The 23,646-nt window shown below is 58.4% G+C and carries 22 protein-coding genes; 14 read left to right on the forward strand and 8 right to left on the reverse strand.

Annotated features, from left to right (window positions below; translation table 11 throughout):
• Positions 1–57 precede the first annotated feature (57 nt).
• The 5 genes from rsmI to OIS53_RS15055 all read left to right on the forward strand — a co-directional run bounded on the left by rsmI (position 58) and on the right by OIS53_RS15055 (position 4,473).
• The gene (gene rsmI / locus OIS53_RS15035) at positions 58–765 is read left to right on the forward strand and encodes a 16S rRNA (cytidine(1402)-2'-O)-methyltransferase (protein ID WP_264679387.1); all 708 of its coding nucleotides are present in this window, start codon (positions 58–60) and stop codon (positions 763–765) included.
• Entirely contained in the window at positions 728–2,503 is a 1,776-nt protein-coding gene (gene lnt, locus OIS53_RS15040) for an apolipoprotein N-acyltransferase (protein ID WP_264679388.1), read from the forward strand. The genes rsmI and lnt overlap by 38 nt, the downstream gene beginning before the upstream one ends.
• A gap of 218 nt (positions 2,504–2,721) precedes the next feature.
• Entirely contained in the window at positions 2,722–3,528 is an 807-nt protein-coding gene (locus OIS53_RS15045) for an inositol monophosphatase family protein (RefSeq protein WP_264679389.1), read from the forward strand.
• 260 nt (positions 3,529–3,788) lie between these two features.
• Positions 3,789–4,004 (forward strand): hypothetical protein, encoded by a 216-nt coding sequence (locus OIS53_RS15050; protein WP_264679390.1) that lies wholly within the window; start codon positions 3,789–3,791, stop codon positions 4,002–4,004.
• Positions 4,005–4,131: 127 nt separating this feature from the next.
• Positions 4,132–4,473, forward strand: a complete 342-nt coding sequence (locus tag OIS53_RS15055; RefSeq protein ID WP_264679391.1) for a hypothetical protein — start codon at positions 4,132–4,134, stop codon at positions 4,471–4,473.
• Positions 4,474–4,731: 258 nt separating this feature from the next.
• Here OIS53_RS15055 and OIS53_RS15060 read toward each other — a convergent pair whose 3' ends face one another.
• The 3 genes from OIS53_RS15060 to OIS53_RS15070 all read right to left on the reverse strand — a co-directional run bounded on the left by OIS53_RS15060 (position 4,732) and on the right by OIS53_RS15070 (position 8,524).
• On the reverse strand, positions 4,732–5,754 hold the full coding sequence (locus tag OIS53_RS15060) for an SPASM domain-containing protein (RefSeq protein WP_264679392.1): 1,023 nt from the start codon (positions 5,752–5,754) through the stop codon (positions 4,732–4,734).
• Positions 5,755–6,032: 278 nt separating this feature from the next.
• Positions 6,033–6,536 (reverse strand): group I intron-associated PD-(D/E)XK endonuclease, encoded by a 504-nt coding sequence (locus OIS53_RS15065; protein WP_264679393.1) that lies wholly within the window; start codon positions 6,534–6,536, stop codon positions 6,033–6,035.
• A 188-nt stretch (positions 6,537–6,724) separates the two neighbouring features.
• A complete protein-coding gene (locus OIS53_RS15070) occupies positions 6,725–8,524 on the reverse strand; it encodes a BamA/TamA family outer membrane protein (protein ID WP_264679394.1) in 1,800 nt (599 codons plus the stop codon).
• A gap of 445 nt (positions 8,525–8,969) precedes the next feature.
• Here OIS53_RS15070 and hemW point away from each other — a divergent pair, with 445 nt between their 5' ends.
• The 4 genes from hemW to OIS53_RS15090 all read left to right on the forward strand — a co-directional run bounded on the left by hemW (position 8,970) and on the right by OIS53_RS15090 (position 12,611).
• Positions 8,970–10,127, forward strand: a complete 1,158-nt coding sequence (gene hemW, locus OIS53_RS15075) for a radical SAM family heme chaperone HemW (RefSeq protein ID WP_264679395.1) — start codon at positions 8,970–8,972, stop codon at positions 10,125–10,127.
• 269 nt (positions 10,128–10,396) lie between these two features.
• Positions 10,397–10,891, forward strand: a complete 495-nt coding sequence (locus OIS53_RS15080; protein WP_264679396.1) for a hypothetical protein — start codon at positions 10,397–10,399, stop codon at positions 10,889–10,891.
• A 109-nt stretch (positions 10,892–11,000) separates the two neighbouring features.
• Entirely contained in the window at positions 11,001–11,687 is a 687-nt protein-coding gene (locus tag OIS53_RS15085) for an alpha/beta fold hydrolase (RefSeq protein ID WP_264679397.1), read from the forward strand.
• Between the two features lie 153 nt (positions 11,688–11,840).
• Complete coding sequence (locus tag OIS53_RS15090; RefSeq protein WP_264679398.1) at positions 11,841–12,611, forward strand: cyclase family protein; 771 nt, start codon at positions 11,841–11,843, stop codon at positions 12,609–12,611.
• A 114-nt stretch (positions 12,612–12,725) separates the two neighbouring features.
• On the opposite strand, the gene rpmA is transcribed toward OIS53_RS15090, so the two are convergent.
• Both rpmA and rplU read right to left on the reverse strand, forming a co-directional pair.
• Positions 12,726–13,043 (reverse strand): 50S ribosomal protein L27, encoded by a 318-nt coding sequence (gene rpmA / locus OIS53_RS15095; protein WP_264679399.1) that lies wholly within the window; start codon positions 13,041–13,043, stop codon positions 12,726–12,728.
• Positions 13,044–13,162: 119 nt separating this feature from the next.
• Entirely contained in the window at positions 13,163–13,468 is a 306-nt protein-coding gene (gene rplU / locus OIS53_RS15100; protein ID WP_264679400.1) for a 50S ribosomal protein L21, read from the reverse strand.
• A 486-nt stretch (positions 13,469–13,954) separates the two neighbouring features.
• Here rplU and OIS53_RS15105 point away from each other — a divergent pair, with 486 nt between their 5' ends.
• The 5 genes from OIS53_RS15105 to OIS53_RS15125 all read left to right on the forward strand — a co-directional run bounded on the left by OIS53_RS15105 (position 13,955) and on the right by OIS53_RS15125 (position 20,743).
• Positions 13,955–14,917 (forward strand): ribonucleoside-diphosphate reductase small subunit, encoded by a 963-nt coding sequence (locus tag OIS53_RS15105; protein ID WP_264679401.1) that lies wholly within the window; start codon positions 13,955–13,957, stop codon positions 14,915–14,917.
• 688 nt (positions 14,918–15,605) lie between these two features.
• Positions 15,606–17,987 carry a ribonucleoside-diphosphate reductase subunit alpha gene (locus OIS53_RS15110; protein ID WP_264679402.1) on the forward strand — a complete coding sequence of 794 codons (2,382 nt, stop codon included), beginning with the start codon at positions 15,606–15,608 and terminating at the stop codon, positions 17,985–17,987.
• Between the two features lie 90 nt (positions 17,988–18,077).
• Positions 18,078–19,628 carry an RNA-directed DNA polymerase gene (locus OIS53_RS15115; protein ID WP_264679403.1) on the forward strand — a complete coding sequence of 517 codons (1,551 nt, stop codon included), beginning with the start codon at positions 18,078–18,080 and terminating at the stop codon, positions 19,626–19,628.
• 100 nt (positions 19,629–19,728) lie between these two features.
• Positions 19,729–20,079 (forward strand): DUF433 domain-containing protein, encoded by a 351-nt coding sequence (locus OIS53_RS20400; protein WP_319805461.1) that lies wholly within the window; start codon positions 19,729–19,731, stop codon positions 20,077–20,079.
• 241 nt (positions 20,080–20,320) lie between these two features.
• Positions 20,321–20,743, forward strand: a complete 423-nt coding sequence (locus OIS53_RS15125; protein WP_264679404.1) for a hypothetical protein — start codon at positions 20,321–20,323, stop codon at positions 20,741–20,743.
• 269 nt (positions 20,744–21,012) lie between these two features.
• Here OIS53_RS15125 and OIS53_RS15130 read toward each other — a convergent pair whose 3' ends face one another.
• From OIS53_RS15130 to aspA, 3 genes are all read right to left on the reverse strand, one after another.
• Entirely contained in the window at positions 21,013–21,426 is a 414-nt protein-coding gene (locus tag OIS53_RS15130; protein ID WP_264679405.1) for a nucleoside/nucleotide kinase family protein, read from the reverse strand.
• A gap of 54 nt (positions 21,427–21,480) precedes the next feature.
• Positions 21,481–21,786, reverse strand: a complete 306-nt coding sequence (locus tag OIS53_RS15135; protein WP_264679406.1) for a hypothetical protein — start codon at positions 21,784–21,786, stop codon at positions 21,481–21,483.
• A gap of 183 nt (positions 21,787–21,969) precedes the next feature.
• Positions 21,970–23,376 (reverse strand): aspartate ammonia-lyase, encoded by a 1,407-nt coding sequence (gene aspA, locus OIS53_RS15140; protein WP_264679407.1) that lies wholly within the window; start codon positions 23,374–23,376, stop codon positions 21,970–21,972.
• Positions 23,377–23,646: the final 270 nt, after the last annotated feature.

Genomic DNA, 23,646 nt, shown 5'->3' on the forward strand with positions numbered 1-23,646 from the left:
AATATTGCTATTCGCTTCACCTAGGCATAACCAGCCGACACAAAGTACCTTTGCCCTATGGCTGAACCAACTACCACGCAGCTCTACCTCGTGCCCACGCCCATCGGCAACCTGGAGGACATTACCCTGCGGGCCATTCGGGTGCTGGGCGAGGTGGATACGGTGCTCTGCGAGGACACCCGCACCAGCGGCCGGCTCCTGCAACACCTGGGCCTGAAGAAGCCCCTGCTCAGCTACCACCTGCACAACGAGCACCAGCAGGTACCGCGCCTGCTGGAGCGCCTGGAGCGTGGCGAAACCATGGCCCTCGTCTCCGACGCCGGCACGCCGGGAATCTCCGACCCCGGCTTTTTGTTGGTGCGCGAGTGCCTGGCACGGGGCCTGAAAGTGGAGTGCCTGCCCGGCCCCACGGCCTTCGTGCCGGCTTTGCTCAAGTCGGGCTTCGGGGCCGAGCGGTTCGTGTTCGAGGGGTTTTTGCCGGTGAAGAAGGGCCGCCAGACCCGCTTGCGGGAGCTGGCCGACGAGCCTCGCACCCTGATCTTCTACGAGTCGCCGCACCGCATCGTGAAGACGCTGGAGCAGCTGGCCGAGGCGCTGGGGCCGGACCGCCCGGCCTCGGTGAGCCGGGAGCTGACCAAGCTGTTTGAGGAAACCGTAAACGGCACGCTGGCAGAGCTGGCCGCCGACTTCGGGGCCCGCCCCGCCATCAAAGGCGAAATTGTAGTGGTTGTACAAGGAAAACGAGAAGAGCGCCGTGCCGACTAAAACCTACGCTACCCCAACCCCTGCCGCCCCGGTAGCCGCCCTGCCAGGCGCCGGCCGGGGCACCTGGCAGTCCGCTTTGCTGGCCCTGCTGGGCGCCGGCCTGTTGTGGGCCGGCTGGCCCGTGCACCCGGCCCCGCTGGCCTTGCTGCTGCTGGTAGCCTGGGTGCCCTACCTGTGGCTGGAAGACGGCCTGACCCGGCAAGGCGCGTCGGGCTGGAAGGTCTGGGCCTACAGCTACCTGCTGCTGGTGCTCTGGAACCTGTTTACCACCTACTGGGTCAGCTACAGCACCGTGGGTGGCGGCGTCACGGCCGTGGTGGCCAATGCTCTGCTGATGAGCCTGCCGCTCACGGCCTTTCGCCTTACCAAGCAGCGCCTGGGCCCGCGGGTCGGCTACGTGGCGCTGCCTATTTACTGGATTGCCTTCGAGCAGCTGCACTTGCACTGGTTTCTGACCTGGCCCTGGCTCACGCTCGGCAACGGCTTCGCCCAGGCCAACCAACTCGTGCAGTGGTACGAGTACACCGGCTTCCTCGGCGGCTCGGTGTGGAGTTGGACGGTGAATATTCTGGTGTTTCTGTCAGTTAAAAAGTATCAATTAAAAATTAAAGATGACGCAGTTTCTACTGGTAACCAGAACGATGTAAACCAGAAGAGGCAATTTTTAATTACTGCCCTAGCTGCAAGCTTAGCGGTCCTGCTGCCCATCGGTATTTCCCTGCTCATCGGCCACAGCTACCAGGAAAAAGGCGCTACGGCGGAGGTGCTGGTCGTTCAGCCCAACGTGGACCCCTACCATGAGAAGTTCGAGGGCGGCTCCCGCTTCGTGTCCTATGATGAGCAGCTGAGCCGCCTGCTGACCCTGACCGAGCAGAACCTAACTCCGCAAACCAAGCTGGTGCTCTGGCCCGAAACGTCGCTGGACGAAACCTACTTTGAGGCCACCATTGAAACCTACCCCAAGATTCAGCGGCTGCGGCAGTGGCTGGGGCAGCACCCCGGCGTGGAGCTGATTACGGGCCTGACCACCGTGCAGCAGTACGGTCCGCAAAAGGAAAACGCCAGCCCCACCGCCCGCTTCCGCAAAGACCTGGGCTACTACGACCTGTTCAACGCGGCCCTGCACCTGGGCGGTGCCACCGCTCCGGCCGAGTTCTACCACAAAAGCCGCCTGGTGCCGGGCGTGGAAGGCGTGCCGCCGTGGCTGTCGGCCTTCGTCATCGACTTGGGCGGTACGGCCGGGGGCCTGGGCTCCCAGCCCGAGCGCGCCGTTTACCGCACCCAAAGCCCCAACTTACGCGTGGCCCCGGTTATCTGCTACGAGTCGGTGTACGGCGACTTCGTGCGCGACTACGTGAAAGACGGCGCGACGCTCATCGGTATCATCACCAACGACGGCTGGTGGAGCGACTCGCCGGGCCACCTCCAGCACTTGCAGTACGCTACGCTGCGCGCCATCGAAACCCGCCGCGACATTGCCCGCTCCGCCAACACCGGCATTTCGGGCTTCATCAATCAAAAAGGCGAAATCACCCAGCAAACCGGTTGGTGGGTGCCCGCCGTGAGCCGCGCCACCGTGCGCCTGAACACCGAAGAAACCTTCTACGTCCGCCACGGCGAGCTAATCGGGCCGGCCTGCCAGGTGCTGGCGGTGCTGTTGCTGCTTGGGGTACTGGTGGTGGCGGTGGTAGGGGCGCGTCGCACGCGCCCGGTTGGCAGAACGGCTAACCAGATGTAGCGCGAAGTTGTACTTCGCGAGGCGCTTGAGCAGTCAGCAGCGCGCGGCATCGGTTAAGCGCCCTGCAAAGTACAGCTTCGCGCTACATCGTTGACGCCTGTTCAACGACCAGGCGCGAGCGGCATGTGGCCTAAGCTTCAGCTTGGGCCGTCTCTGCCACCTCAGCAAACTTCTCTTTTCTCACGACCCAAGCTGAAGCTTAGGCCACATTGCACTACATGGACTATAACCAACTCAGCTTGCAGCTGGCGGCCGTGGCGCGGCGTGCGGGCCAGTTTATTCGGCAGGAAGCCGCCACCTTCGACCGGAGCCGCGTCGAGGTCAAGGGCCTGCACAACCTAGTGTCGTATGTAGACCAGGAAACCGAGAAGCTGCTGGTGGCCGGGCTGCGCGAGCTGCTGCCGGAGGCCGGCTTCATTACCGAAGAAGGCACCGAAGGCGCCGTGCAAGCCGAGAAGTTCAATTGGATTATCGACCCGCTGGACGGCACCACTAACTTTGTGCACGGCTTGCCCTGCTACTCGGTGAGCGTGGCCCTCATCCACTACCAGGAGCTGGTGGCCGGCGTGGTCTACGAAGTAAACCGCGACGAGTGTTTCCGGGCCGCCAAGAGCGCCGGGGCCTTCTGCAACGAGCAGCCCATCCACGTTACGGATGTGCCGGAGCTGGGCGGGTCTTTGTTGGCTACGGGCTTTCCGTACAGCCACTTCGGCCTGCTCGATGATTACCTGCGGGTGCTGGGCGGCTTTATGGAGCGTTGCCACGGCGTGCGCCGCCTGGGCTCAGCCGCCGTAGACCTGGCCTACGTGGCGGCGGGCCGCTTCGAGGGCTTCTTCGAGTTCAACCTCAACTCCTACGACGTAGCGGCCGGCATCCTACTCGTGCGCGAGGCTGGCGGCCACGTCACTCAGTTCCTCGAAGACGGCGACCCGCTCTTCGGCCGCGAAGTAGTAGCCAGCAATGGCCACATCCACCGGCAGATGCAGGATACCATCCGGGAGTTCTGGGTGCGGGGAGGAGAGTGATGAGGTAACAAGTGACAGGTGACAAGTGGATGGTCCTGCTGAGCTTGCCGAAGCATCTCTACCGCGGGCTCACTCCAATCATCAGCACCAAAGCAGTAGAAATACTTCGCGGGGCAGACGCCAGATAGAGCAGGACGCTCCGGTGTGGTTCGACCAACTTGTGAAACAGCTTCTGAGCAGTCAAGTGCAATCAGTGTAATCAATTCAATCTGCACAATCTGTGATTCAAACTATTCCCCGCTCTCTGTAGTTTTGCCGATATGCTGCTCGTACTCACCTCCTTAGAAATCCAATACTTCCTGATTGCCGTCCTGGCAGCGGGAGCGGCCTGGTATGTGGGGCGGCTGTTCTGGCGGGCCTTTTTTGCCCAAGACCAGACCGGCTGTGCCAAAGGCTGCGGGGCTTGCTCCACTATCGACGTAGACCGGCTGCAACGCACTATTGAGGTGGCCGCGGCCCGCAAAGCCGGGCAATAGCCTGCGGACTGGTCTTGCAGAGCCGGTTAGATAACCTGTCCCCGTACTGGCTACGTATAGCCGGTACGGGGCTTCCGTTTGTGAGGCCCCGTTTCCCTGACCCTTCCATCTCCAAAGCACCCCGCTCATGCAAGACAAAGAAGAAGAACGCTCGTTGGTCAATGTTGAAAATAAGCTGACCAAGGACGGTTTCACGGCTGACTTCCGGGTGGCCGATGGCCGGCTGTACCCGCTCGGCGACGACCGGCACCAAGGCTATACGCCCGAGGAAGTGACCATCGTTGACTTCTACCGTTTCGAGGGAGAGAGCAACCCCGACGACATGTCCATCCTGTACGCTATTGAGGCCGCCGATGGCACCAAAGGCACTATCTCGGCCCCGTACGGCGTGTACGCCGATGAGCAGATTGACGAGTTTCTGAAACGAGTGGAAGACCTGGGCAAAAACCTGATGAAAGGCCACAAGTAAGCGCCTGATTTTACGTCATATTTTCCCGCACCAGCATCACGCAGAGTGCGCCCCAACGCAGCTTGGGGTGCACTTTGTCATTTTTGCCCCCACCCACTCTCACCTACAAAAACGCCGCTGCCCATCCAGTAAAACAAGCGCGCCCGTCCAGCTTTGTGGCGGTGAGTAGAGTCAATCAAGAATTAGCCGGTCAATGCTCAATGAAAAATTGCTTGAATGGCTAATTTTTAATTCTTACTTCTCAATTTTTAATTACCTCTATCCCCACACCTTGGTGCCTTCGGTGCAGTTGCGGCACATGTCGATTTGGTCGCGGCCTTTGAGGAGGGCGGCGCGGAACTGCCGGTACTTGGAGCCGTGCCAGAGCTGGCGGAAGGTCTGGGTTTTCAGGTCGCCGAGGCGGTATTCGGCGTCTTTGTCGAAGCAGCAGGGTACCACTAGCCCGTCCCAGGTCACCACGCAGGAGTGCCACATCTTCCAGCAGTGGTTGAGCAGGCGGTTTTTGATGCGGTAGGTGCCGTCGCCCTGGTTCTGGTAGCGCGAGTAGTAGTCGATGGTGGGAATGAGCGGGGAGCCGTGCTGGTAGTCGTAAATCTGGGCCGTTTTAAACCACACGTCATCTACGCCCAGCTCCTGAGCTAGTCGTTTGGCGTCCTCCAGCTGGTGCTCATTGGGCCGCACCACCAGAAACTGAAACACCACCCGCGGCGTCTGCGACTTCAGCTCCCGCCGCCACTTTATCAGGTTGCGGGTGCCTTCCAGCACCTTGTCGAGCTTGCCGCCCACGCGGTACTGCTGGTACACTTCCTGGGTGGTGCCGTCGAGGGAAATAATGAGCCGGTCAAGCCCGCTTTCCACGGTGCGGCGGGCGTTCTGGTCGGTCAGGTAATGGGCGTTGGTGCTGGTGGCGGTGTAGATGCCTTTCTGCGAAGCATAGCGCACCAACTCCAGGAAGTTGGGGTGCAAATACGGCTCGCCCTGAAAATAGAAAACCAGGTACCACAGCCGGGAGGCCACTTCGTCAATGGTCTTCCGAAACAGCTCATCGGGCAACATGCCAGTGGGCCGCGTGAAGGAGCGCAGGCCGCTGGGGCACTCCGGGCAGCGCAGGTTGCAGCTCGTCGTGGGCTCAAACGACAAGGCCACGGGCAGCCCCCAGTGCCGGGCCCGGCCCGTAAGCTTGCTCAGCACGTACCCGCCCGTCACCTGCGCCGCGTTCCACAGCCGGTGCGGCGTAGCTTTCGAGAAGAAATTAAGTCCGTCGGTGAGTAGGGAAGCCATAGCAGGCTCCAAAGGTACGCCCCCGCACCGACAAGCCATCAGGCTCAAATCCGGCCAAAAACAAACCGACCGGTCGCCATCTGGCAACCGGTCGGTTTTACTTGAGGTAGCGGGGACTGGACTCGAACCAGTGACCTTTGGGTTATGCTTCCCACTACAGCTTTGGCTGCTGCCGGCCATGCGCCGGCATTTGTGGGCTGGACTGTCTCTTCACCCTCGGCCGTACCGTTAGGGTGCTTACCATTCAGTCTCTACACCTTCCTGAAACTCATATAGCTTCAGGCTTGGCTCGGGATTACCGCACTACCGGCTTCCCCGAGTTTGGCAAGTGAACACAAAGGAGTTTCCTCCAATGCCGCCCAATGTGCCATCAGCATCCAAGCTTCGCGGTAAGCTGCCGAACGCGGCTTACGTTGTCGTTTGTTGGTTTCGATTAAGTGTATCTCGGAACCGTAGCTTATGAATACATCAACCGGAAACACATACATCAGGTCTATTTCATCGAGGTAGGCAATGGCGAAGTCAAAATCGTTTACACAATAGCGGCTTCGGACCATGTGTCGTCGGTTGGTTTTTGTGCGGCGGTTGTCTACTACCCAGTTACCTCGGGCAGTATCAAACCAGGCACTTTTCACCTGAACTTTCAACAAGCGTCCCCCAATGTCAAAGACCAAATCGTATGGCAACCTGTCGCCAATTGGCCGGAGCACGCCCCAACCTTGTTTTAGCGCCCGAAGAGTAACTGCTTGTTCTGCAATGTCACCCTTCAGTTTGGTATTCATAACCTTGCTGATGTCGCAATTTCTTGAGCCCAACGAGCTACCAACTGCTCCACCCCGCACTGTTTGATAATGCAAATGTAGTAGGCTTTTTCGGAAATGTAGCTGTGAGGGTTGCGAAACCTGACAAAATCTGCCGTGGACGCTGAGTATCAGCTTAAAAAAGTTAGCCGAAGATTTATCACCTCATCTCAAAACCGGTTGGTGATGCCGAAATGAATCTTGCCGGCGTTCAGGGCTAGGCGCTGCTGCTGGTCGCGGCCTAGGGCGTACACGAATTGGAACTGCCCGGCTCCGGTGCGGAAACTCAGGCCCGTGCCCAGGCCCGTGGGTGTGTCGTGCCAGCGTGTAGTGGTCAGGTCGCGCCGCAGCCAGCCCTGGTCCACGAACACAAACACGTAGGCATCCGGGCCCGTGAACTGCCGGAACTCGGCCGTGCCCACCGCGTACTGGCTCACAAAGTAGTTCAACTCGTTGAAGCCGCGCAGCGTGGCCAAGCCGCCTACCCGGAACAGGTCGTTCAGGAACAAACGCTGGTTGAACAAGGCCTCGCTGCGCACCCGCGCCAGCAGCACCCCCGAGCGGCCGATGCGAAAGTATTGCTCGGCCCGCAGGCCCAAGCTGACCTGGGTACTGCGCAGGGGCAGGCGCTGGTAAAGCGTGTCGCTCAGGTTGGAATTGCGGCGGATGCGCTTGGTACCGATGCTGGCCTGCACGCTGGCCAGCAGCCCCCGCCGCGGAAAGTACGGGTCGTCGAGGGTGGTCCAGGCGTAGTCGAGGCCGTAGGAGTTGAACTCGGAGTCGATGTTGGCCGGCAGCCGCTGCAAGGTAGAATCAGTGGACAGCAGGCGGGAGCTGCGGCGCTCCGTGAAGAACGACACCCGCCCGGCCCGAGCCGTGGGGTAGGTGACTTGCAGGCGGGGCCGCAGCGTTACAAACTGGCTGTCCTGGCGCAGCAGGTTGAAGGCCCCGCTCAGCTCCAGGGGCGTGCCGAAGAAGCTGGGGTGCACGTACTGGGCGTCGAGCTGCTGGGAAGCGCCAGCAAACTTGCGCCACTGCAGCCCCAACCCCTTGCCGCCCCCCCGGATATTGCGCAGGTTGATGGTTACGTCGCCGGTAAGCTGCACGCGCTTCTGGCCCAAGCCAGGGTTGGGGTTGGGCAATACCCCCACAATAGCGTCGAACTGACTGGCGGCGCGGTCTTCGAGCAGCAAAAACACGCGGGCCCGGTTGCGGGAGAAGCGCACCTCCGGCTCGGCTTTCAGCTGCACGTACGGCAGCTGGCGCAGGCGGCGGGCGGCTTCCAGGATGCGCTGCTGGCTGAAGGGCTGGTTGGGCTCCAGCTGGAGGTATTTGGTCAGGAACCGGGTGCGGGTTTTGGTGGTGCCCACGATCTGCAGAGAGTCGAACACCACGGCCGGGCCGCGGCGCAGCACCACGCGCCCTTCCACGTCGGCGCCGCGTAGGGTCAGAGAGTCGAGCTGGACGGTGGCAAAGGGGAAGCCTTGGTTTTCAGCTTCCTGCAAGATGCGTTGCTGCAAACGGGCCCACTCCTGGGGCTGAAACGGCTGCTGGCGGAACAGCTTGTCGCGGTAGCCGGCCCGCGTGAGCAGGCCGTCGCCGAGGTTACCGTTGCGCAGGCGGGCCCACCGAAACTTTTCGCCCACGTACAGGCGCACCCGCAGCGTGTCGCGGCGGCGCCAGCGCAGCTCGTCGGCTGAGGCCGTGAGGTAGGCATCGGCCTGCAGGGCCAGCACCAACTCGCGCACCTCGCGCAGGGCCGCCAGCGAGTCGGGCAGCACTGGGCGGAAGCGGTAGCGCCGCACCACGGGCCGGTCGGCGGCTTCTAGCTCCAGGTGTAGCACTATGGGGCGGCTTGAGGCCAGCCGCGCCGGCCGGACCTTCACCGTGTCGGCGACCGGGGCGCGCTGGGCCCAGGCAGCACCGGCTACCAGTAGCAACAGCCAGAAACTGAGAAGGCGGGCGTACATTTGAGGGCAGAAACGCGAAACGCCGCGTTTAATTTCCACGCAAGATACTTTCCCGCTTTCGGCTTCTGAATGAGATACTAGCAGGACCGGAACGGACGGGCGGCCCGCTGCTGTCTGGTAGGAATTTGGGTGAAAGGAAACAAGTTAGGTAAGGAAACTACTGACATCAGGAAAAGTAACCGTCCTGCTCCATCTGGCCTCCGCCTGCCGAACCGCAGGTCGCCGCAGGCAAGCATCTCGCGTGCTGACGCTAGAGGCTAATCGTCATGCTGAGCTTGTCGAAGCATCTCTCCCGCTGGCTAACTTCTGACGACTGCACCGAAGCGGGAGAGATGCTTCGGCTGCGCTCAGCAGGACAGACGTGTTACCTGTCACTTGTCACCTGTCACCATTTCCCTCCTCACCTCACTACTTTCCATCCCGCGCCCGCGCTTCGCTCTGAACTATGCCTGGCCTCTATCTTCATATTCCCTTCTGCAAGCAGGCCTGCCACTACTGCGACTTTCACTTTAGCACCTCCATGGGGCTGAAAAGCCGCCTTGTGGATGCGCTGGTGCAAGAGCTGGTTCTGCGCCACGACTACCTCGGCCCTGCCGCTACGCTCAACACCATCTATTTCGGGGGCGGCACGCCCTCATTGCTGACCGAAAGCGAGTTGCACCAGCTGTTTGAGGCCATTCACCGCCACTTCCGCGTGGCCCCGGATGCGGAAGTGACTCTGGAAGCCAACCCCGACGACCTCACGACTGCCAAGCTGCGGGAGCTGGCCGGTTCGCCCGTCAACCGCCTCAGCATTGGCCTGCAAAGCTTCTACGAGCCGCACTTGCGCCTGATGAACCGGGCCCACTCGGCTGAGGAGTCGCGGGCGGCGGTGTTGCGGGCTCAGGATGCTGGCTTCGGAAACATTTCCGTGGACCTGATTTACGGGGTGCCCGCGCCCAGCCACGCCATTTGGGAGGCGGATATGGCGGCGGCGTTTGCCTTGCAGGTGCCTCACCTGTCGTGCTACGCCCTCACCATCGAGCCTGGTACCGTGTTTGGGCGCCAGCAGCAGAAAGGCCGGTTCTTGCCCCCGCCCGACGACTTCGTGGCCCGGCAGTTTGAGCTGCTGCTGGAGCAAACCGCCCGCCACGGCTACCAGCAGTACGAAATCAGCAACTTCTGCCGGCCCGGCCGCGAGTCGCGCCACAACTCGGCCTACTGGCGTGGGGTTCCCTACCTGGGTCTGGGGCCCAGCGCCCACTCTTTCAACGGCCACAGCCGCCAGCACACCCTGGCCAACAACCCACAGTACGTAACGGCCGTGCTGGAGCGCCAGCAGGTGCCGGCCACCGTGGAGCACCTCAGCCCCCTGGACCGCGCCAACGAATACCTGATGACCAGCCTCCGCACCGCGCAGGGCTGCGACCTGCACCACCTGCGCGACACCCTGGGCGTGGACCTGCCCGCCCAGCGCCCCGACTACCTCCGGCAGCTCCAGACGACGGGCCTGGCTACGCTCACCGATGGCGTACTTCGCCTCACCAACCAAGGGAAGCTCCTCGCCGACCACGTAACGCTGGAGCTGTTCCAGAGCGTCGGGCACCCGGTGTCTTCTAGTTGAAGAAAAGCCGGGACGTAACCGCTTCTGTCATTGGCGCTCATCTCTCCGCTTGCTGCTTCGCCAACGGCTAGTTCTAGAAGTAGCTGCTAGTTCAGTTCTCTAAGTAGAGGAGATAGGGTAGAGAACAGGCAATTTGGGGCCTTGCTTTTTTGCGTAGTTTCTTTCGGCACGCGGCGTTATCCTGTAGCTTTCTGCGGCGTTAGAAGCCAAGAGGCCGCGCTGTTAAGCGTAGCCACGTAGGCGTATTTATTCACCTGGACCTTTACTCCATGAGAAAACTAATTGACGCGTTGGCCGACGAAACGGATTTTTTCATCGAGCAGGTGCAGCTTACGGCCATTGTGTTCGACAACTCCGACGACGTGACCCTGTGGGCCACCACGTTTTTCGACCAGGAGCCGCACTTCTTCCACCTGGGCCTGCCGTTTCAGCAGCTCGACTTGCTGCTGCGCCTGGCCGGCTCGCGCACCGGTGAGTTGCAGGAAGACGTGGCCGACGCCCTGGCCACCGTGCGCGAGTGGCCCTGCCTGCTGGAGTACACCACCGAGGCCAACCCGCCCATTGCCTTGCCCAACGTGGCCCTCAAGCTATCCTGCACCTACCCCGCCGACGACCTCTACGACGACGAAGACGACGAGACGTTTGACATCAACATGCAGGCTCCGCCTTTGGGTGAGGATGCGGAAGGCGAAGAAGAGTACGAAAGCAGCCAGCCTCACAATATCTTTTACCTCGAAGGCGTGTTTCTGCGCGTCGAACCGTGACGCAATTAAAAAGTAAAAGAAACTACGATGCTCTTTTAGCTAGCACTACTTTGCAACCACTCTGGGCCAGCTACTCTGCACGGCGCTCTGTACATTTTTACCTCTATCAATGATTTATCTTTTGCCGGGCCTTGGGGCCGATGCGCGGGTGTTTCGCAACCTCCAGCCCCTGTTACTCGGCGAGTCGCGGGTGCTGGAGTGGGTGCTGCCGGCTTCGCCCACCGAGCCCCTGCCCGCCTACGCCGCCCGCCTGGCCGCCGACATTCCGCCGGAGCAAACGGGCCTGCTGGTAGGCATATCATTTGGCGGCGTGGTGGCCTTGGAAATCAACCGGCTGCGGCCCCAGCTGCGCACCGTGCTCATCAGCAGCATCCCTGATGCTCACAGCCTGCCACCTCTGCTGCGCCTTATTCGGGCCACGGGCGTGTACCGGCTGGTGCCGCCCCAGTTGCTCAAGCTGTTTCCGCGGGTAGGGCAGTGGTATTTCGGGGTGAAGAATGGCGAGGAGTACCGGCTGTTTCGGGAAGTCCTGCGCGACATGGAGCCGCGCTATACCCGTTGGGCCATCCATAGCCTGCTGCACTGGGACAGCGCCAACGTCGGCCGCGCCATTCAAATTCTGGGCACTCACGACCGGGTTTTCCCGCCCGGCCCCACGCCCGTCGAGTACCTCATTCCGGGCGGCGGCCACTTCATGGTCGTCAGCCACGCTCAGGAAATCAGCCGGATTCTGAACAAGCTGGCGGCTGGTGAACCTCACCCCCTAGCCCCCTCTCCAAAAGAGAGGGGGAACTAGCTTGTTAGTTGTAGCTCTAAAAAGCTGTTCCACGATTTATCAACCACCCCCAGCCCCTTCTCATCTGAGAAGGGGAGCAAGTTCTAAACTAGAACTAGCAGGCTAGTTCCCCCTCTCTTTTGGAGAGGGGGCTAGGGGGTGAGGTTCACCGCCATGTCTGCTACCTATTCCCACCACGGCCGCACCTTTGCCTTCGACCCCGCGGCTCCTTTGGATATTTCACTGCCACTGGCGCCCGGTGCCGGTCAGGTGAACTGCTTCTGGGCCGAGCCAATGCAGGTTGAGGTGATTCGAGTGGGCAGCTTTGTGGGCAGCGTGGCCGAGGGCGGCAGCACCAATTACCAGCGCGTCCACCTCACGCCCCACGGCAACGGCACCCACACCGAGTGCTACGGCCATATTTCGCCCGACCCGGCGGCGACGCTGAACCGCTGCCTGCGCCGGTTCCTGTTCGTGGCCCGGCTGGTGTCAGTGCCACCCCGCACCCAACCATCCGGCAACGCGGTAGTGCTGCTCGAAGACGTGTGCCGTGCCCTGGAAAGTGGCCCACACGCCGGCTTGCGGCCCGAAGCCCTTATCCTGCGCACCTTGCCCAACGACCCGGCTAAGCGCACCCGCCACTACTCCGGCACCAACCCCGCCTACCTCGAGCCCGCCGTAGCCCAGTACCTGACAGAGCACCACATCGACCACCTGCTGCTGGACCTGCCCAGCGTAGACCGGGAGGAAGATGGCGGCCAGCTCCTAGCCCACCATGCCTTTTGGCAGTACCCGCACGCCACACGCCGCCACGCCACCATCACGGAGCTGATTTTCGTGCCCGACGAGGTGCCGGATGGCCTCTACTTGCTCAACCTGCAAGTCACCAGCCTGGAGCTAGACGCCAGCCCCAGCAAGCCGGTGCTGTATGCGCTGAACGGCTAGGCATTGGTTTGTCATTCCTCGCTCTGCTCGGAATGACAAGCAAGCCTAAACAGCAAAAGGGGCCATCCATTCGGATGGCCCCTTTCCGGATCAATACTCGTAATGCAGCGCCTTTTAGGCGTTGCCGTGGAGTTCAGCCGATTCTGTGGCTGAGGTGTGCACCTCAGCGGCGTCCGTGGCGGCGGGAATTACCGAAACAAACGAACGGTCTTTGCGGCCCTTGCGGAACTGCACTGTGCCGTCAATCATGGCGAACAGGGTGTGGTCTTTGCCGATGCCTACGTTCTGGCCGGGGTGGTGCTTGGTGCCCCGCTGCCGCACGATGATGTTGCCGGCAATGATGTCTTGCCCACCGAAGATTTTCACGCCGAGACGCTTGGAGTGCGATTCACGGCCGTTGTTGGAGCTACCTACGCCTTTCTTGTGTGCCATTGGTATGAGAGCTGTAAGCTGCTAGCTACAAGCTGCAAGCTTTATTTTTTAGAAATACTATGCTCGGCGAACTGAACAAAAAGCGTGCAGCCTGAGGCTTGCCGCTTATAGCTCATTTCTTAGCCGATGCTGTTGATCAGGACTTTAGTGAACTGCTGACGGTGGCCGTTCAGCTTCTTGTAGCCTTTGCGGCGCTTCTTCTTGAACACCAGCACCTTGTCGCCCTGTACGTGGGCCAGGATGGTGCCGGTTACGGTTACGTCCAGCTCGGGGGCTCCGATGCTGATGGCTCCGTTGTTATCGGTTAGCAGGGCTTTGCCCAGTTCTACGGTGTCGCCGACGTTGCCAGCCAAACGGTGGGCGTATACAAATTTATTGGCTTCGACCTTGGTCTGCTTCCCGGCTATGTTGACAATTGCGTACATCGGCGTCTTCGCGGTTTCTGAAAAATGGAAGGCAAAAGTAGAAGCTTGATTTTACATATCCAAACCCTAACTCACTAAACCTCACACCTCATGCTGCAGCGCCACCCCAGTTTCGGCGGTTATACTCTTATAACAGAACGCGCCAGCGGGTACGCGGATAGTGTTTTTGTGGATAACTGCAATTGTCCACAAGGAAAATGTGGATAACTTCTAATTTCGACAGGTAGTAGGACGTCGTACAGGCAACCACGAGCCTACTCGGCAAGTGGCAGCGGCTTAGTAGTATGCACAAAAATTAACACACAAAAAACCATCAACTGGGCTCAACCTTCCCAACTGGTCGGTTTATCTTTGACATTCTGACTCTAGCGCCGGCGCGTCGTCGAGACGAAGTGAAACAAACTGCCGGAGCGAGAGTTAGGAAGCGGCTGGCCCCGCTGGGCCGCTCCAATCATTGTCCACTACCACACCTCTACTCTGCCTGCCATGGAACCTTTGCTCGTCGAGAACCCCAACCGCTTTGTCCTCTTTCCCATTCAGCACAACGATGTGTGGCAGTTCTATAAGAAAGCCGAAGCTTCGTTCTGGACGGCCGAGGAAATTGACCTGTCGCAAGACCAGAAAGACTGGGAAAACCTCAACGACAACGAGCGGCACTTCATCTCGCACGTGCTGGCCTTCTTCGCCGCCTCCGATGGCATTGTGAACGAGAACCTAGCCGTCAACTTCATGCAGGAGGTGCAGATGCCCGAGGCCCGCTGCTTCTACGGTTTCCAGGTGATGATGGAAAACATCCACTCCGAAACCTATTCCCTGCTGATTGACACCTACATCAAGGACCCCAAGCAGAAGGACTACCTGTTCAACGCCCTGGAAACCGTACCGGCGGTAACCAAGAAAGGCCAGTGGGCTCTGAAGTGGATCAACTCCGAAAACTTCACCGAGCGGCTGATTGCCTTTGCCGCCGTTGAGGGCATTTTCTTCTCCGGCTCGTTCTGCTCTATCTTCTGGCTGAAGAAGCGCGGCCTCATGCCCGGCCTCACCTTCAGCAACGAGCTGATCAGCCGCGACGAAGGCTTGCACTGCGACTTCGCCTGCCTGCTCTACCGCAGCCACCTGCAAAACAAGCTGCCCGAAGAACGCGTGCACGACATCATCCGCGACGCCGTGAGCATCGAGCAGGAGTTCGTGACCGATGCCCTACCCGTGAACCTCATCGGCATGAACGCCAAGAGCATGAGCCAGTACATTGAGTTCGTGGCCGACCGCCTGCTAATGGAGCTGGGCTATTCCAAAATCTACCACTCTACCAACCCCTTCGACTTCATGGAGATGATTTCGCTGCAAGGCAAAACCAACTTCTTCGAGAAGCGCGTGGCTGAGTACCAGAAAGCCGGTGTAATGAGCGAGCGAACCGAAAACGCCTTCTCCCTGGACGAGGATTTTTAGCCTCACCCCCCGGCCCCCTCTCCCGTGGAGAGGGGGAGCCTGACGGAACTGTTCTACGCTGCCCCTTCGGCTACCGCCTCCGGAACGGCTACCGATACAGATGGCACCGAATTCCCAGCCGCGTAGCGGCCTACAGGTTTGTAGATAGATGGGAGCAAACAGGCTAGCGCCGCGTAGCGGGGCAAGAGACACCAGAACGTTTCTTGCACCGCTATGCGGCGCGACGTTTTTACTACGTATGGCAGCTACAACCCTTTAGCCGCTACGCGGCCACCTTCACCGCAAATCCGGTAGCCGTGCTTGAGGCGGTAGCCGAAAGGACTGCGCAGAACGACGAACGTCTGGCTCCCCCTCTCCACGGGATACTGCGCATCAAGCAGTTGCGGGGCCGGGGGTGAGGCTACACATTCCGTCTCACTCCGCCAACTAAAAATTCTGGCAAGCGGCATGGCTATATAGCCGAGCTTCTTCAGGCAAAAAGCCTCTGAACGGCACTGTTTTATGCTTATGTGGAAAACTTCTGGACAGAAGGTTTGTCCTGCCCGCCAGAAGGGAATATCTTCCGGAATCAATAGACGCAGCCGCGCCAGGAGCGGGCGTCTGCTGACCTCTCTTCTGAATCAGGGCTGGCTCCGTCGGGAGCGGGCTTCTTCCTACTCCAACCTCTCCACATCAACCTGCTACGCCTATGCTGGTAATTAAACGCGACGGACGCCGCGAGTCCGTGAAGTTCGATAAAGTCACGGCCCGCATCGAAAAGCTGTGCTATGGCCTCAACATGCTGTTCGTGTCGCCGATTGAGGTGGCCAAAAAGGTGATTGACGGCATCTACGACGGGGTAACCACCATTGAGCTGGACAACCTGGCCGCCGAAACGGCCGCTTCGCTCACCACCAAGCACCCCGACTACGCCATCCTAGCAGCCCGCATTGCCGTGAGCAACCTGCACAAGGTCACCTCCAAGTCGTTCAGCTCCACCATGAAGCGGCTGTACACCTACGAAGACCCCAAAACCGGCGAAAACGCCTCCCTCATTGCCCGCGACGTGTGGGAAGTTATCCACAAGCACGCCGCTACCCTGGACTCGGCCATCATCTACGACCGGGACTACAACTACGACTACTTCGGCTTCAAGACCATGGAGCGCAGCTACCTGCTGCGCCTCGACGGCAAAGTGGTGGAGCGCCCCCAGCACATGCTCATGCGCGTGGCTGTGGGCATCCATAAAGACGACATCGACTCGGCCATCGAGACCTATAACCTGATGAGTGAGCGGTGGTTTACGCACGCCACCCCCACGCTCTTCAACGCCGGCACGCCCAAGCCCCAACTCAGCTCCTGCTTCCTGCTCACGATGAAGGACGACTCCATCGAGGGCATTTACGACACGCTGAAAAACTGCGCCCTGATTTCGCAGTCGGCGGGCGGGATTGGGCTGGCCGTGCACAACGTGCGGGCCACGGGCTCTTACATCAAAGGCACCAATGGCACTTCCAACGGGCTGGTGCCCATGCTCAAGGTGTTCAACGACACGGCCCGCTACGTGGACCAGGGCGGCGGCAAGCGCAAAGGCGCCTTTGCCATGTACCTGGAGCCCTGGCACGCCGACATCTTCGACTTCCTCGACCTGAAAAAGAACCACGGCAAGGAGGAAATGCGGGCCCGCGACCTGTTCTACGCCCTCTGGACGCCCGACCTGTTCATGAAGCGCGTGGAGCAGAACGGCGACTGGACCCTGATGTGCCCCAACGAGTGCCCCGGCCTCGATGAGTGCTGGGGCGAGGAGTTTGAGCGCCTCTACCAGAAGTACGAGAAGGAAGGCCGCGGCCGGCGCACCATCAAGGCCCAGGACCTGTGGTTTGCCGTGCTCGAAAGCCAGACCGAGACCGGCACGCCCTATATGCTGTTCAAGGACGCCGCCAATGGTAAGAGCAATCAGCAAAACCTGGGCACCATCAAGTCCAGTAACCTCTGCACCGAGATTCTGGAGTACACCGACAAGGACGAAGTAGCCGTGTGCAACCTCGCCTCGCTGGCCCTGCCCCGCTACGTACGCCCCGACGACCACGGCAACCTCATCTTCGACCACCAGAAGCTCTACGAGGTAACCTACCACGCCACGAAGAACCTGAACAAGGTTATCGACATCAATTACTACCCGGTGCCCGAGGCCGAGCGCAGCAACCGCCGCCACCGCCCCATCGGGCTGGGTGTGCAGGGGCTGGCCGACACGTTCATTGCCCTGCGCATGCCCTTCGAGAGCGACGAAGCCACGGGCCTGAACAAGGACATCTTCGAGACAGTGTACTTCGCGGCCATGACGGCCTCCAAGGACCTGGCCAAGCAGCACGGCGCCTACGAAACCTTCCCCGGCTCGCCCCTGAGCCAGGGCAAGTTCCAGTTCGACCTCTGGGGCGTCACGCCCGACTCGGGGCGCTGGGACTGGGACACGCTGCGGGCCGAGGTAATGGAGCACGGCGTGCGCAACTCCCTGCTGGTGGCGCCCATGCCTACGGCCTCCACGGCCCAGATTCTCGGCAACAACGAGTCGTTTGAGCCTTACACCTCCAACATCTACGTGCGCCGCGTGTTGAGCGGGGAGTTTATGGTGGTAAATAAGCACCTGCTCAAAGACCTGGTGAAGCTGGGCCTGTGGAACGAGCAGATGAAAAACGCCATCATTGCCGCCAACGGCTCGGTGCAGGACATCCCCAACATCCCGCAGCACATCAAGGACCTGTACAAGACGGTGTGGGAAATCTCGCAGCGCCGCATCATCGACATGTCGGCCGACCGGGGCGCCTACATCTGCCAGAGCCAGAGCCTGAACCTGCACGTGCAGAACGTGAACTTCGGCAAGCTCACCTCCATGCACTTCCACTCCTGGAAGAAGGGCCTGAAAACCGGTATGTACTACCTGCGCACCAAAGCCGCCGCCGACGCCATCAAGTTCACGGTGCAGAAGCAAGCCGCCGAGACCCTGGAGCCGCTGAACGTAGCCGCCCAAAACGCCTCGGACATGGCCTGCTCCCTGGATAACCCGGACGCTTGCGAGGCGTGCGGGTCGTAGGAAGCGCACTTATTGATACACACAAATAAAAAGGGTGAGGTCTGTAACTTCACCCTTTTTTATATCTAAGTAAATAATAGAAACTACGACATGCTTAATCTGAACTTAGCCTTAGCTTGGAAAAGATTAAAAGAGGAAAGCCAGGAAAGAGGTTTTATTGTGCTTCCATACGAATATCAATTAATTGAAAATAATTTATCAGATTGGTTAGGTTCAATTGACAACCGATTGAATTCTAAAGAGTATAAGCCAAGTTATGCAGAGATTTGTGACGTTCCTAAAGGTCAATATCTAATTCGTCCAGGAGCTATTTTGACTACTGAGGATTTATTAGTATACTATGCATTAGCTGGTAGCTTATTTGAATACATATATAACCAAGTTGAATGGGCGCAGTATAAGATAGACTGTTCTAACGCCTTGAATATTCAAGAGGGTAGTTGGATTTTAGATCCATATCGAGGCTGGGATAATTTTAGAACCAAAAGTTTGTCATACATAAAAACCTTCCCTTATGTAGTAGTTTCTGATATATCATGCTTTTTTGAAAACATAGATCATACTACACTCTTATCGAACTTAAAAGCGACACAAGCTCCAGAAGAAGTCATTCAGCTCCTTGGTGCCTGCTTAGGAACATGGTCACAAGTTCCGGCAAGAGGATTGCCACAAGGGTGCGTTCCATCAGATATACTAGCAAAATTGTATTTGAATTCAGTAGATAAATTTCTATACAATCAAGGTTACAAGCACTGTCGATACGTTGATGACTTTAGAATATTCTGCACAAGCTTAACACAGGCAAAGCAAGCAATAGTTGATTTAACTAAGGCTTTAAGAAAGAAGGGTCTTAGCCTGCATTCTAGTAAAACCAAAATATATGATGCAGAACAAGCAACGTATGACTTCGCCTATATACCTAATATCATAAATAATGTAAATGAACAAATCAAAGCAAAGAAGAAAGAGGAGGTCGTAGAGCCGTCAGCACCCGGATCTGATATTGAGGATCCGATAGACCCTAAAGACGCTCCTATTGGTATTATCAAAAGTACTTTTAATGACTTTTTTGTAGAAGGTAAATATGATTTCAATAAAACATTGTATCGGTTTTTATTACGTAGATTAAGAGAGGAGAAGGACGATTATGCAGCAGACCATTGTACATATATTTTATCTGAACATCCCGAAGAAACGCATACAGTTCTAAAGTACTTTGATTCGATTGAGTACCCACGTGCATTATCCATAGTATCTTCTTTCTTCTGCTCAGAACAGACTATTTATTGTTATCAAAACTATCAAATAATTCGTTGGTTTAATCAAAAAGCTTTTATGCCTGATAATGTTTTGATTGATAGAATAAGAAAATTGGCTTTTAACCAAGCTCAGCCATATTACCTTCGTTCCACAGCTAGAAACTTTATAAGCACATATGGCGACGCATCCGATATTGAGGTGCTAGAAGACATCTGTAAAGCTTCACATGGCTTAGAACAATCTGAACTCATATGCTTTTTAAAGAATCTTGAGAAAGGAAGACGCAACAGTTTCTTTAGTAGAATAGAACATAATGCTCAACATAATAAATCAGCAATAAGAATTGTGAAATCAGGTGCTTTAAGAGCAAAAAGAGTATAGATTTTAGCCCAATGTCCTCGTTACTAGAAGTTTCTAATAGCGCGGACACAACTGCGTTTAGGCTACGGCGCAACTTTTAGAAAATCCGTACTTTGAAGGTATGCCCGACCTCCTCTCCCGCATCACCATCGACTCCAACATCTGCCACGGCCAGCCCACCGTGCGGGGCTTGCGCTACACGGTGCAGAGTGTGCTGGAACTGCTGGCTTCGGGCATGAGCAATGAGGAGATACTAGCCGACTACCCCGACCTGGAAGCCAACGACTTGCGCGCTTGTCAAGCTTACGCAGCCTCGCTGCTGCAAAGAAGGCAACCACCGCTGCTCTCCATGAACGGCAAAACCGATGAAGAATGGAATGCCGGCCGCATCAGCGGGCCACTGACGAAACAGGAGTTTCTGGCCCACCTAATCAAAATAGGGAAGCTGCCACCGGATACGAAGCTGAAGTAGCGGCCCTTTACCGAGTAAAAACGAAAGGCTCCGTTCCCCTTACATTAGCTTCCTAAGTGGAACTTAGGCGTTCGGGAGTTACAGAGCCTTTCGGTCATATTGGTGCCCCGGTTGGTACAACCGAGGTCTTTGTCGTAGCCCAGCGAAGGCGACGCGGCCTAAGCGAGTCACAGGCTAAAGATAAATACGGACGTCGTTAGGAGAAAGCTAAAAAGTAATACCGCTATATCTTCGAGGGTAGATGGCTGCGCTTGGTATTCTGTTAATCTGGTTCATTTATGCACTACTTGGTGCTTATAGCATCTATTTTTTTATTCGCTGGCGGACTGTGTCACCGCTTGAGTCACGGAGGTCGTACGTTTTTTTGTTTGGGATAAGTGTAGGGTTGCTGATTCTTTTTGGCGGGAGTCAGTACTACAATCATCAAATAGCAGCAAAAGAATACATCGGAGTCTATTCTCTAAGTGCTTATCCAAACTGCCCTACTTGCCAGTTATACCTTAAAGCCGATAACTATTACGAAGTGAGACAAGAGCAGATAATTAAAGAGCGTGGCCCGTGGCGCTATGAAAGCGGCGGGGACTATTGGATTGTATACATCAATACTCAGGAGCAGCTCGGAAGCGGGCCATTTCAGTACACCACATTCAAGGCTGGTGAGTAACGCTGAAACACACAACTGATTTAACTAGAGCCCTGCGCGCCCTCATTCACCACATCAAAGCCAACTACCCCGATACCTTCGAGGCCCAGCTCCGGGAGTTCGGGTTCCAGAAAGAGAACTACTAAGCAGATAATCACAAAAAAGGCGCGGTTTCCCGCGCCTTTTTTGTAGCCCGATGGCGCGGGGCATAGCCCCGCGCCATCGGCTCTGGCAGCCATCAGGGGTGACAACGCTCTAGGCATAGGCACTGAAAGCACTACGATATTCTGTTACTGCCGCTGCCGGTGCAGCCAGGCTACGGCCTCGCCTTCGTCGCCAAAGAAAGCCACGTTAAATGGTTTATCGTGGTAGGCTTCGGGCGGCAGAAACCAAGGGCCGCTCAGAAGGTGGTGCATAAGGCCGGGGCCAACCAGGTATGCCACGTGCAGGCGGCCGCCCAGGCGGCGAGACACCTCGGGGAAGTAAGTCGTCAGCAGCCAGTCAGTAGTGGTGGGGTCGTTGAAGGTGCGGCGGCGGATGTCTTGTAGCCAAAAATGCGCCCCACAGTTCAGTGCTGTCTGGGTGAGATGGTCGTAGATGGCTGGTAGCATGCTGACCTCGGGCTGACGGGTCCAGCGGCCCACCAGAATGTCTAGATCAGGGCGGTAGGTGAGTTGAAGACGGTCGGAAAGTGTATCTGACATAGCGACAAACGGACCAGCAAAAAACGGGAACCAGAGCGCCAAGATAGCCACGGGTCAGGGCCGCCGGGAAGCGGGCCGGCGGGCCGGGTCAGGGGTTATTTGTACCGAGTCGACGATTACCTCGCCTTTGGGCAGCTTGGGCTGGGGCAGGGTGCCGTTGGGGCGCACCTCCGTGGGAACGGGCAGGGGGTCGGCGTTGCGCTGGCTGGCGCCGGTGGGCAGGGTCACGCCCGGCAGCGGGCTGACCCGCTCGGTGAGGCTGCGCTGGGTGGGCGCGGCCGGCCGGCGGTTCTGGGCCTGGGCCGATTCGGCGGTGGCTAGGCCGGCCAGCAGGCCTGCAAAGAAGAGGAGGCGGAACATGAGCAGGGGCAAGAGGGTGGAAGACAGTAGAAAAGAGAAGGGGCGGCGCAGCCGGGCAGGCTTGCCCCGAGCTACGCCGCCGCTTCCACGCTTTACGGTCATCCACCAGCGGGAGTTGAGCTAACGGGCGCGCTGAATTCTGACTACCGCCGCACCCCGAAGCCCGGCCAAGCTGCCGCTACGCTACTTGATAAAGTGAGGCCGAATCAGGTTCTCGAAGGTGAAGATTTCGTCCCACTTCTCCTGGCTAAGCAGCTGGCGCTCCACCACGGCCACGTCGTACACGGTTTTGCCGGTGCGCAGGGCTTCTTTGGCAATGTCGGCGGCGGTTTCGTAGCCCAGCACGGGGTTGAGCTGCGTAACGATGCCGATGCTGTTGCGGACCAAGCTTTCGGCGTGGGCGGCATTGGCCGTGATGCCTACTACGCACTTCTCGCGCAGTGTATGGCAGGCGCGGGTGAGGTAGCTGATGCTCGTGAACAAGGCAAAGGAAATAACCGGCTCCATCACGTTGAGCTGAAGCTGTCCGGCCTCGGCGGCCATGGTCACCGTGAGGTCGGCCCCGATAACGTAGAAAGCCGTTTGGTTGACTACTTCGGGCACCACGGGGTTTACCTTGCCGGGCATAATGCTGGAGCCTGGTTGCAGGGCCGGCAGGTTGATTTCGTTGATGCCCGTGCGCGGGCCCGAGGACAGCAGGCGCAGGTCGTTGCAAATCTTGGACAGCTTCACGGCTGTGCGCTTCAGCACCCCGCTCAGCTGCACGTAGGCGCCGGTGTCGTAGGTGGCTTCTATCAGGTCGCCGGCCAGGCTCAGGTCGAGGCCGGTGATGGTACGCAGGTGCTCCGTTACGCGCTCGGCGTAGCCATCCGGGGCGTTTACGCGGGTGCCGATGGCGGTGGCGCCCATGTTGATTTCGTGGATGAGGCGGCGCGAGTCCTCGATGCGCAGCAGCTCTTCGCGCAGGTTGGTAGCAAAGGCCCGAAACTCGTCGCCCATGCTCATGGGCACGGCGTCCTGGAGTTGGGTGCGGCCCATCTTAAGCACGTTGCGGAACTCCTCGCCCTTCCGGGCAAAGGCCTCGGCCAGCTCTTCCAAGGCCTGGCGGTAGCCGACCAGCTTGTTGCTCAGCGCAATGCGGAAGGCCGTGGGGTAGGCGTCGTTGGTGCTCTGGGAGCAGTTGACGTGGTTATTGGGGTGGCAGAACTCATACTCGCCCTTGGACTTGCCCATCAGCTCCAGTGCCACGTTGGCAATAACCTCATTGGCGTTCATGTTGACGGAGGTGCCCGCCCCGCCCTGAATCATGTCGGTCAGGAACTGGTCGTCGAACTCGCCGGCCGCCACCCGGTCGCAGGCGCGGGCTATACACTCGGCCAGTACCGGGTCGAGCACGCCCAGGTCGCGGTTGGCCAGGGCAGCGCCCTTTTTCACGTAAGCCAGGGCCTGCACAAACAGCGGCTCCGACTTCAGCGGGATGCCCGTGATGTGAAAGTTTTCCAGCGCCCGCAACGTCTGAATACCATAGTAGACATCGGCGGGCAGGCTTCGTTCGCCCAGAAAGTCGTGCTCAAGCCGCGAAGTTGGCATAGAATACAGGTAAGGTGAGGTAGCTCATGTACGGAAGCAAAGCACAGAAGCCGCTGATCTGTCCGCTGATCCGGCAAATTGTGGCTCCGTGTGCGCTGGAAACTTACTGGAACGGTCCTGCTCCATCTGGCATCTACTTGTCGAGCCGAAGGCCGGCCAAGCCAAGCGTCTCGCGTGCTGGCTAGCTTCTGTTGTGCAGCCGGAGCGGGAGAGGTGCTTGGCTTGCGCCTTCCTTCGGTTCGGCTGCGCGGACGCCAGATAGAGCAGGAC

The sequence above is a fragment of the Hymenobacter sp. YIM 151500-1 genome, from assembly GCF_025979885.1.
Classification (GTDB): Bacteria; Bacteroidota; Bacteroidia; order Cytophagales; family Hymenobacteraceae; genus Hymenobacter.

Bases quoted from the DNA above. Each gene is read 5' to 3' on its own strand.
- rsmI (WP_264679387.1), top strand. From the start codon at position 58: ATGGCTGAACCAACTACCACGCAGCTCTACCTCGTGCCCACGCCCATC.
- OIS53_RS15045 (WP_264679389.1), top strand. From the start codon at position 2,722: ATGGACTATAACCAACTCAGCTTGCAGCTGGCGGCCGTGGCGCGGCGT.
- OIS53_RS15050 (WP_264679390.1), top strand. From the start codon at position 3,789: ATGCTGCTCGTACTCACCTCCTTAGAAATCCAATACTTCCTGATTGCC.
- OIS53_RS15055 (WP_264679391.1), top strand. From the start codon at position 4,132: ATGCAAGACAAAGAAGAAGAACGCTCGTTGGTCAATGTTGAAAATAAG.
- OIS53_RS15060 (WP_264679392.1), bottom strand. From the start codon at position 5,754: ATGGCTTCCCTACTCACCGACGGACTTAATTTCTTCTCGAAAGCTACG.
- OIS53_RS15065 (WP_264679393.1), bottom strand. From the start codon at position 6,536: ATGAATACCAAACTGAAGGGTGACATTGCAGAACAAGCAGTTACTCTT.
- OIS53_RS15070 (WP_264679394.1), bottom strand. From the start codon at position 8,524: ATGTACGCCCGCCTTCTCAGTTTCTGGCTGTTGCTACTGGTAGCCGGT.
- hemW (WP_264679395.1), top strand. From the start codon at position 8,970: ATGCCTGGCCTCTATCTTCATATTCCCTTCTGCAAGCAGGCCTGCCAC.
- OIS53_RS15080 (WP_264679396.1), top strand. From the start codon at position 10,397: ATGAGAAAACTAATTGACGCGTTGGCCGACGAAACGGATTTTTTCATC.
- OIS53_RS15085 (WP_264679397.1), top strand. From the start codon at position 11,001: ATGATTTATCTTTTGCCGGGCCTTGGGGCCGATGCGCGGGTGTTTCGC.
- OIS53_RS15090 (WP_264679398.1), top strand. From the start codon at position 11,841: ATGTCTGCTACCTATTCCCACCACGGCCGCACCTTTGCCTTCGACCCC.
- rpmA (WP_264679399.1), bottom strand. From the start codon at position 13,043: ATGGCACACAAGAAAGGCGTAGGTAGCTCCAACAACGGCCGTGAATCG.
- rplU (WP_264679400.1), bottom strand. From the start codon at position 13,468: ATGTACGCAATTGTCAACATAGCCGGGAAGCAGACCAAGGTCGAAGCC.
- OIS53_RS15105 (WP_264679401.1), top strand. From the start codon at position 13,955: ATGGAACCTTTGCTCGTCGAGAACCCCAACCGCTTTGTCCTCTTTCCC.
- OIS53_RS15110 (WP_264679402.1), top strand. From the start codon at position 15,606: ATGCTGGTAATTAAACGCGACGGACGCCGCGAGTCCGTGAAGTTCGAT.
- OIS53_RS15115 (WP_264679403.1), top strand. From the start codon at position 18,078: ATGCTTAATCTGAACTTAGCCTTAGCTTGGAAAAGATTAAAAGAGGAA.
- OIS53_RS20400 (WP_319805461.1), top strand. From the start codon at position 19,729: ATGCCCGACCTCCTCTCCCGCATCACCATCGACTCCAACATCTGCCAC.
- OIS53_RS15125 (WP_264679404.1), top strand. From the start codon at position 20,321: ATGGCTGCGCTTGGTATTCTGTTAATCTGGTTCATTTATGCACTACTT.
- OIS53_RS15130 (WP_264679405.1), bottom strand. From the start codon at position 21,426: ATGTCAGATACACTTTCCGACCGTCTTCAACTCACCTACCGCCCTGAT.
- OIS53_RS15135 (WP_264679406.1), bottom strand. From the start codon at position 21,786: ATGTTCCGCCTCCTCTTCTTTGCAGGCCTGCTGGCCGGCCTAGCCACC.
- aspA (WP_264679407.1), bottom strand. From the start codon at position 23,376: ATGCCAACTTCGCGGCTTGAGCACGACTTTCTGGGCGAACGAAGCCTG.